Annotated in this window: 7 protein-coding genes and 1 rRNA gene; 2 read left to right on the top strand and 6 right to left on the bottom strand. The window is 45.8% G+C overall.

The annotated features are described in order from the left end of the window. The first annotated feature begins 130 nt into the window (after positions 1-130). Positions 131-247 (top strand): 5S ribosomal RNA (gene rrf, locus G493_RS0126610). 113 nt (positions 248-360) lie between these two features. Here the strand turns inward: rrf and G493_RS31525 are convergent. Genes G493_RS31525 through G493_RS0126590 form a run of 4 tightly spaced genes read right to left on the bottom strand, consistent with a single transcriptional unit; the run spans position 361 to position 3,672 of the window. After that, positions 361-1,137: a phosphate ABC transporter ATP-binding protein gene (locus tag G493_RS31525; protein ID WP_084813791.1), complete on the bottom strand. Its 777-nt coding sequence runs from the start codon at positions 1,135-1,137 to the stop codon at positions 361-363. Then, positions 1,095-1,976, bottom strand: coding sequence for a PstA family ABC transporter permease (locus G493_RS0126600; protein ID WP_028582785.1), 882 nt, complete (start codon positions 1,974-1,976; stop codon positions 1,095-1,097). The genes G493_RS31525 and G493_RS0126600 overlap by 43 nt, the downstream gene beginning before the upstream one ends. Further along, entirely contained in the window at positions 1,973-2,833 is an 861-nt protein-coding gene (locus tag G493_RS0126595) for a PstC family ABC transporter permease (RefSeq protein ID WP_028582784.1), read from the bottom strand. The genes G493_RS0126600 and G493_RS0126595 overlap by 4 nt, the downstream gene beginning before the upstream one ends. Beyond that, on the bottom strand, positions 2,830-3,672 hold the full coding sequence (locus G493_RS0126590) for a phosphate ABC transporter substrate-binding protein (RefSeq protein WP_028582783.1): 843 nt from the start codon (positions 3,670-3,672) through the stop codon (positions 2,830-2,832). The genes G493_RS0126595 and G493_RS0126590 overlap by 4 nt, the downstream gene beginning before the upstream one ends. A 473-nt stretch (positions 3,673-4,145) precedes the next feature. Here G493_RS0126590 and G493_RS0126585 point away from each other — a divergent pair, with 473 nt between their 5' ends. After that, positions 4,146-4,778 (top strand): OmpA family protein, encoded by a 633-nt coding sequence (locus tag G493_RS0126585; protein WP_153306686.1) that lies wholly within the window; start codon positions 4,146-4,148, stop codon positions 4,776-4,778. Positions 4,779-5,189: 411 nt separating this feature from the next. Here G493_RS0126585 and G493_RS0126575 read toward each other — a convergent pair whose 3' ends face one another. After that, positions 5,190-5,876, bottom strand: a complete 687-nt coding sequence (locus G493_RS0126575; protein WP_035276074.1) for an arylesterase — start codon at positions 5,874-5,876, stop codon at positions 5,190-5,192. Between the two features lie 22 nt (positions 5,877-5,898). After that, positions 5,899-8,412 (bottom strand): ABC transporter permease, encoded by a 2,514-nt coding sequence (locus tag G493_RS0126570; RefSeq protein ID WP_035276072.1) that lies wholly within the window; start codon positions 8,410-8,412, stop codon positions 5,899-5,901. Positions 8,413-8,435 lie beyond the last annotated feature (23 nt).

Below are 8,435 nucleotides of genomic sequence, written 5' to 3'. Positions count from 1 at the left end.
GATAGGTCGGGTGTGGAAGTGCAGTAATGCATGGAGCTAACCGATACTAATTAGCCGTGAGGCTTAACCATATCCTTTTGTAAACAAAGTTTACCCTGCTATTTTAATTGTTATGACTTTACATAGATTTTTCGGTAGCCATAGCGAAGAGGACCCACCCGTTCCCATTCCGAACACGGAAGTTAAGCTCTTCAGCGCCGATGGTACTGCATGGGTGACTATGTGGGAGAGTAGGTCGCTGCCGACTCTTTTTTCAAAACCGCTTTAAGGGATTTCCTTAAAGCGGTTTTTTTTTGCCTACAGATAACTGTCGACAAAACTACTCTGTGATCAGCTATAACTACAGAGATGTTGTCAGGCTTAGTCACTTTCCTTATGAATAGTTGCGTTCTGAGATAGAAATCTTCCCTCCGATATCATATATTGCAGGTCTGCAATCCGCTGAATTTGATCATGATAGTGAGAGACCATAATCAAAGTGCATTGTTTTTTGAGTGAGAGTAAAAGTTCCTCAATTGCATTACTTGCCTCGGGATCAAGTGAAGATGTTGGTTCATCCAGTAACAGAATTTCAGGTTGCAGAACAAGAGCTCTTGCAAGGCAGAGTCTTTGCTGTTGGCCTCCGGATAGCATTCTGCCATCATCCTGTAAACGATCTTTGACTTCATCCCAAAGGTATACCTGCTTCAACGAGGCCTCTACTTTATTTTGTATATGCTTTTTATTACTGTTATGAGCCAGACGAAGGGGAAATGCTATGTTCTTGAATATGGACATGGGCAGGGGATTAGGTTGCTGAAAAACCATGCCAACCTTACGACGTAATTCAGGCGCTCTAAGGCTGGAAGAGTAAATATCTGTCATGCTGCCAGCAAGATTGATCCTAACTGTTCCAGATATGCGGCATCCTTGAGTTTCCTCCCACAATCTGTTCAATACGGTAAGAAACGTAGATTTACCTGATCCTGAAGGGCCAGTAATTGCGCTTATTGTATTTGTTGGAAATTGCACGGAAACGTCATGTAGTATTTGCTGGTGTCGATGATAAAAGCAAAGGGAACTGGTTTGGATTTTTACATCAGGATTCACAGGTATCACCGGTACAGTAAGATTGTCGTGATTTTTCGTTGCACCCATAAAGAGCAAACCAGCATAGTAGTGCAGAGTAGTAAAAGTATGATAGCGGCTCCATATCCTCTGGCCAGTTCATCAGGACCTGTGTATTGGGAAGAAATATAATAGATATAAAATGGTAAGGCTTCATACTGCCCCCAGGCAGAACTGGGGATTCCTGCTGTTGCAACCACTCCGGTGAGCATGATAACAGCCGTATCTTCGGCACAACGTCCACAGGCCAAGATAATCCCGGAGAGGATATCTGGAAGAGAATTTGGTAATAGAACAAGGAAAATATTCTGTATCTGTGATGCGCCTAAGGCTGGAGCTGTCTGTCGGACAAGAGGTGCTGTAGATTCCAGTGCTGTCTGGGTAGAACGTATGAGGTAGGGAACCACGAGAAAGGCCAGGGAACAGGAGGATATAAAGAGACAGGGAATAATATTTTCACGAAAATAGCGATGCAAGAGTATGGTAAGCAATAAACCCGCGAGCCCCACCACAATGGAAGGGATCCCAGCCAGGATATCAAATGCAAGGTTCAGAACTGGTTGTATTTTACTACTACAATACTCTGCCATGTATATTCCGCCCGCAATCCCTATGGGAGTAGCAATGCACATTGCCCCTACAATAAGAAACAACGTGCCGACCATGGCTGGAAATATTCCCTCAAAAACCTGGCGTTTCAATAGTATGGCGTCAAGCGGCGCTGTGTTGCCAAATATCAGGCTGAGCTGTAAACTGCTGCCACCCTTGAAAAACAGAAAACCAACAAGAGTAAAAAGAGAGAGCAAAAGGCACAGGGTACATAACCATGATAGAATAGAAACGCTGGCTTCAAGGAATCTCCGCATCATAGATTTTTTGAAACGTGGGATGTCATTAATCGAAAGAGCAGCATGAGAATAGCTGTTATAAGGTAGAGAGACAAGCCACAAACGAAAATGGATTTAAACTCCATGGAATCAAAGTCATAGGCCATTGTCAAGGCTATGTGGGCTGTCAGCGTTCTGGCAGGATCTGTAATTGAATCCGGATATGCAGGACTGTTGCCTGCAAGCATTAGGCTAACCATAGTATCACCGATGGCTCTGCCAAAGCCAAGAAGTGTACCGTTTAGAATTCCCGGCCAAGCCTGAGGGACCATTACATAAAGGAGTTTTTGGACTTGACTGCCGCCTAAGGCATCTGCCGCAAGAGTGTAGCTGGCAGGTACCTTGTTCAGGCTGCTCACAAAAAAGAGTATCATGGTTGGAGCAGTGACAAGAGCCAGAACTGGTGACGCAGTGAGGATACTCATGCCTGTACCATGGCCGAAAATATTTCGCATAATCGGTACCAGGAGAAAGAGTGCTGCGAAACTATATACGACAGTTGGAATACCAGTCATTACCCTGACAGCACCCATCAGAATCTGTCGAATTTTCAATGGGGCTAGTGAGGTGATAAGAAAACTGGTACCGAGGCTTATGGGGAAACTTATGAGCATGCTGAGCACTGCTAAAAGCGTACTTGTTACCAGCATGGGGTACAGGCCGTATACACCTTTGCCAGGTGACCAGGATGAAAAGAGTAATTCTGTGAGCTGGCCTGATTGCAATAACGGTAGACCGAAGAACAAAAGAAACAAAAAGACAGCAGCGGTAAGTAAACTCACAAATACCGCTGCTGCCAGAAAGATATATTCGACAGTTGATGATACTCGACAGATCATTTCACTGGAATGAATCCTTTGTCTGCAACAATCTGTTGGCCTGTGGGGCTGACGATAAAATCCAGAAAAAGTTTTGCCAGACCACCAGGCTCTCCTTTTGTGAGGCTATACAAGCCACGGGCTACGGTATATTCTCCACTTTGTACTGTTTGCAGTGTCGGTGTCACTCCATCAAGGGCAACTGGAGCTACTGATGCATCAATGTGCCCCACAGAAACATACCCTATACCAAATGGATCAACCGCAATGGCTGTTTTCATGGCACCGTTTGAGACCACAACACTTGCTTTGAGGGAGATATCTCCTTGTGCCAATGCTTTTTTCCAGAAAACTTTTCTTGTTCCACTTGCCTCATCGCGAGTGTAAACGTTGATTCGCTGATCTGGTCCCCCCACGTCTTTCCAGTTTGTGAATTTGCCGGAGAAGATGTACTGGAGCTGTTCACTGGTAAGCGCCTGGATGGTGTTTTCTGGATGAACGATAACACCAACGCCGTCCACAGCCCATTTTAATACGTTTAAATCAAATTTGTGTATCTCTTCGGCGGTTGCTTGCCGCCCTGCATTGCCAATATCAATAAGTCCTTCCCCTACCTGTTTAATGCCAAGGCCTGAACCGCCACCGGCAATGGATATCTGAATATCCGGGTTATAGTTGATGATCTGGCGTGCAGCTTCCTTCATCACCGGTATGTGTGCCGTCCCTCCAGCTATGCGTAACGTCCCTTTTTGTCCGGAAAAGGGAGCCAGGTCATCGGAAGCAAAAGCGCCTGAGACAAATGTGAGAAAATAACAGACCATCGTGATGGATGGCAGAAGAGAAAAAAAGATTTTTTTCATTGAGCTCCTCCAAATGGCAAAGAATTAAATATAAAATTTTTACTCTGTTTCTTTGTTATTTGTCAAATAGGTAAAGTTTATTGATTTGCTTGAAACTATTAGATACTCTAATCTGAGTAAAGCTGCTGCATCCACAGGCTCGAACCCTGTAAATGCAGTTGTCTGCAGGTGCCAATGTGATCTTGAAAGCTAAGGGAATACGCAGAAAAAGAAATAGCGTGACTTTGGTATCTGGATGACTGCTAAGGACTGGAATCAATGTGCAAATTACTACTCGACATCGGGTAGACATAACCCGATATTGAGGCTGTTTATCGCCAATAGCCTGGACAACCCGTGGGATTTTTCCTAGTATGCCGTACCTCATCACTGGTGCATTCCAGAGATACAGATGTATGTTCAAATACAAAATGGAAAGGGAGTTGTTCTCCAAGCATAGCAATATGAAAAGTTGAGAGAATATAATGCAATCGATGAAATGGATTATTGTAACCGTGGTGTTGGCATTATCAGTGAGTTCGTGCGCCAGCCTTGATACCAATCAAAAACAGGGAACCGCCATAGGTGTGGGTGTGGGTGCTGCTGCTGGAGCTTTACTTGGACAGGCCATAGGAGGAGATACGGAGGCGACACTGCTGGGAGCTGGAATCGGTGGGGCCTTGGGTGGCCTTGCTGGTAATCAGGTGGGGCGTTATATGGACAACCAGGAGCGTGAGTTGCGTAACGTCATGGCCAGATCAGAGGCGGCCAGTATCCAGCGTAGTCAGGATGTCCTGACCGCGACATTCAGGGGTGAAGCCTTTTTTGAATATGACTCCAGTACGCTGCTGCCTGGAGCATACGATGAGATAGCCAGAATGGCAAGTGTACTTAACAGGTATCCACAAACTCAGATTGAGGTTGGAGGCCACACTGATACACGGGGGTCTGCAGAGTACAATCAGCAGCTTTCATTACGCAGGGCACGTGCAGTGGAGAACGCTCTGATTCAACAGGGAGTGGCCCCACAAAGAATCCGTGCTGTTGGGTATGGAAAAAGCAGACCTGTTTCTTCCAGTCACGCTATGAACAGAAGAGTGGAAGTTATTATTATTCCCATGGCTTGAGGCAAGAACACTTTTCATTCTCCATTCTGTAATGTGACAGTGGCCTTCCCGGTCTGCCATCGGTCGACTGCTTTTTGGGTGATAGTAATTTTCCACATGCAGAAGAGTGCTGGTAACCGCTTGCTGTTTAGAAATAGGCTTGTTGTTGATGGAGAATATGTATGGCTGCCACAAGGCAGGGATATGCAATCCCCTGCCTTGTGAATATATGAAATGGAAACGCGTTATTTTCTTCTTGCAAGTGCAGCAAAGCCAGCGAGGCAGATGCCGAAAAGAAGCTGAAATCATGTTCATTTTTGGAAATTCAGCAAGAAGAAAAAAGGTGCATCTGAGGGGAAATGGCGCCCATATCTACGGCCTGTTGGTTGTATGAGGTGGTCGTTTTTGGGGATCATTTCTAATGATTTAGAATCATTCTGAGTCGTCTTTTTTGCGGAAACGCTCAATGGCCTGGGTCACGTAAGGCACAAGGTTGTCGGTTATGATGCTGTAGCCTTCTGCATTGGGATGAATGCCGTCTGCAGTGTTGAGTTTCGGTTCTGCAGCTACTGATTCGAGGAAGAAGGGCATGAAAATGACTCCAAACTGATCGGCAAGTCGTGGGTATATGGCGTTGAAGGATGTCGTATATTGTTCTCCGAGATTCCAGACCATTTGCATTCCCGCTAGAACAACTTCAATTTCTTTTTCCTGCAGTTTTTGCAGGATATCTGCGATATTATTTTCCACAAGAGCGGGATCGATACCTCTGAGACCATCATTTGCTCCGATTTCAAGAATGACAATATCAGGATTCTGGCTGAGTATCCAGTTTAGACGTGAAAGCGTACCGCTACTGGTTTCGCCGCTGACACCTGCATTGATCACCTTGAAGGAATATCCCTGTTCTGTCAGTTTCTGTTGCAGCAATGTCGGATAATTTTCTTCCTGTTCTACACCTAAACCTGCTGTTAAACTGTCGCCAAGGGCTACGATGATGCCCTCATATTTTTTTTTTGTCGCAGGTTGTGTTTTGGGTGCTGGTTCAGAACTTGTGTCGCAGGCAGTGAACAAAAGCAGGGGACAGAGCATGATGCAGAGCAGTATGTATGGTTTCATCTTTTTTAGGTATGTTTGCGTATTATTCACTGGTGTGTTCCCGAAGAAATTGGGCGGGTTTCTGGGTAACAACATTTATAGAACTGAGCATCCCGGTTGCTACGATCAAGGTAATGGTAACCAATAACAACAGAGCCGATACCCCTCCGAAAAAAGTGTAGGTAATATCAAAGAAAAAAGTGCAGATTCCCCAACTTATAGCATGGGCAAGCAACAGTGCAATGATGCCGGTAAACAGACCGAGCAAGCAGTTCTCATAAAGTAATACCCTGTAGACAAATCCCTTGGTCCCGCCAACTATCTTATAATAGACTGCTTCACGTATGCGCGCCATGCGGGTAGCCAGGATAGAACTCACCAGTATCAGACATCCGGCAAGAATCGAAAATGCCGAGAAAAAATTGATTATATCAGTGAGCTTAAGGATTAGAACTTCGATTTTTCTGGCGGTTTCGGAAACATTGATAAAGCTGATGTTTGGGTATTGTCGCAGGATTTGACGTTGTATATCAGCGATACTTTTTTCCTCAAGGGTAACTGCACTAAAAAAAGTCTGGGGCGCATCCTGCAGGTAAATGGCAGGAAAAACAAAATAGAAAAACGGGTGAAGCATTGATTTGGTTCGAGTACGAATGGAACTCACCTGCGCCTCCAATTCTACTCCCTGAATGTTGAAGCGGAGCATATCACCAAGCTTGAGATCACCCATGGAGACAACATCATCAAGTACGGAGACCTGCAATTGTATTTTTCCAGCTTGTTTTAGAGGAAATAATTCGCCTCCCTCTATGATACGTTCATCCTCAAGGAGAAAATTCCGGTAGGTGAGGTTGAATTCACGGGCAAAATTATCCCTTTTTTTCAGCAATTCTTTCTGGCGGTTGATGGGGGTATCGTTGATGGCTGTTAAGCGGGCGCGTATAATGGGAAACAGCTCCGGAGGCTTGTCAAAAAATGCTGTGAATCCTTCCCGCTGGTCTGGCTGAATATCAATGCAGAACAGGTTGGGAGCACCTTCCGGGTAAGAGTCAATATAGGAGGCATGAAGGTTACGTTCAATCAGGTATATGGCGGATAACAAGGCCAGGGCCGAAGAGAGCGTGACAAGAATTGATGAGGTTGCGTTGCCTTGCCGGGTTATGGAACGTAGAGACTGGCGTATGGTGAGGCGTGAAGGATGGATTTTTTGAACCGCGTAGAGTAAAAGCTTTGCACAAAATGCTGTGATGGTGATAAGTGCCAGTACCCCGGCCATGAACAGAAAACCAACCGTGACGTCTTCAAGATGTCTGATAACCAGCAACGTGATAAGAACTACGCCGAAAAAGATTGCCAGAAGCATCAGAGGACTGCGTCTGCTGATGGCGCTGTCACCTCGAAACATGGCCACCGGCTTGATGTTGCGTAGCTGGTGCAGTGGCAGAAAAGTAAAGAGCACAACCACGGCAAGGCCAAGACTTATTCCTTCTCCCACATCCGCAAAAGAGATTGTCGTAGCTCCGTCAATGGGTAGGAGTCCCTGGAAAAGGACAGGGAGATAACTGCCAATTATCCAGCCTGATGCAATCCCAAGTATTGATCCCAATATACCCAGTTGCAGGACTATCAGCAGATAGTGGCGATAGACAAAACGGTTTGTTGCGCCAAAGGCTCTGGCTATGGCAATGGTTTGCTGTTTTTGCCGAACAAGGGCTGTGAGACAACTTTGCATGCCCAGGCCTGCAAGCAGGAGTGTAAAGATAGAAATAAGAGAGAGGAAGAAGAGCAGATTGTCAAAAAAGCGTTTTATCCTCGAGCCTTCTTCCTGGTAACTGTTGACCCGTTCCTGCTCTTTTACTGCAACAGTACGAAGTCGTTCGACAACCGCTGCAAGCCCATGCTCATCTGTGAGCTTGAGCAATCGTTCATATTGTACTCTGCTGCCTTTTTTTACCAGATCAAGCTGTTCAAGATCATCTGCTGCAACAAACACCCTGGGGCCAAAGTTGAGCAAATTTGAGGGGCTGTCAGGTTCATGGATGACAACATCGACTATCTTGAGGCTGCGGGCTCCGACATTGAGAGTTTCTCCTATGGAGAGTTCAAGCCGTTTCAGGACATCTTCTGCGACTATAACCGTTCCCTTTCGCAATTGTGAGGCGATTTCTTTGCCTGATTGCAGTTCTACTTTGCCATACAGTGGAAAATGTTGATCCACCACTTTTACCTTGGAGTACAGGTTGGCACGTTCGTCACCCGTTCGAACCACGGAATAGAATTCATGGACCATGGTGGAGACGGCTTCACCCCGCTGTACAAGGGTATCTGTTTCTTTCTGCAGGGCAGGGGAAAGTGGGTAGTGGGAGTGGATAATAATATCTGCACCCTGTAATTCCCTGGCATCCCTGAACAGGGTTGCATGTACTCCACCTTTGAAGCTGTTGAGCGCGATGAGTGTCGTCAGCGACAGGGCGACGCAAAGCACAAAAATCAGACCGTGACGCCAGCCATGCGCCATTTCACGGTAGAGAAATCGTGGGTGAAGTATTGTGTTCATTGTCTCATTGTAACTGGTTTCAG

This window comes from Desulfogranum japonicum DSM 18378 (assembly GCF_000429945.1).
Taxonomy (GTDB): Bacteria; Desulfobacterota; Desulfobulbia; order Desulfobulbales; family Desulfobulbaceae; genus Desulfogranum; species Desulfogranum japonicum.
The sequence above is the reverse complement of the archived record's forward strand: the minus strand, read 5'-3'. Positions and strand labels throughout refer to the sequence as shown.

What these genes read in the sequence shown, in the direction of transcription:
- G493_RS31525 (WP_084813791.1), bottom strand. Translation starts at nt 1,137, where the DNA reads ATGGGTGCAACGAAAAATCACGACAATCTTACTGTACCGGTGATACCT.
- G493_RS0126600 (WP_028582785.1), bottom strand. Translation starts at nt 1,976, where the DNA reads ATGATGCGGAGATTCCTTGAAGCCAGCGTTTCTATTCTATCATGGTTA.
- G493_RS0126595 (WP_028582784.1), bottom strand. Translation starts at nt 2,833, where the DNA reads ATGATCTGTCGAGTATCATCAACTGTCGAATATATCTTTCTGGCAGCA.
- G493_RS0126590 (WP_028582783.1), bottom strand. Translation starts at nt 3,672, where the DNA reads ATGAAAAAAATCTTTTTTTCTCTTCTGCCATCCATCACGATGGTCTGT.
- G493_RS0126585 (WP_153306686.1), top strand. Translation starts at nt 4,146, where the DNA reads ATGAAATGGATTATTGTAACCGTGGTGTTGGCATTATCAGTGAGTTCG.
- G493_RS0126575 (WP_035276074.1), bottom strand. Translation starts at nt 5,876, where the DNA reads ATGAAACCATACATACTGCTCTGCATCATGCTCTGTCCCCTGCTTTTG.
- G493_RS0126570 (WP_035276072.1), bottom strand. Translation starts at nt 8,412, where the DNA reads ATGAACACAATACTTCACCCACGATTTCTCTACCGTGAAATGGCGCAT.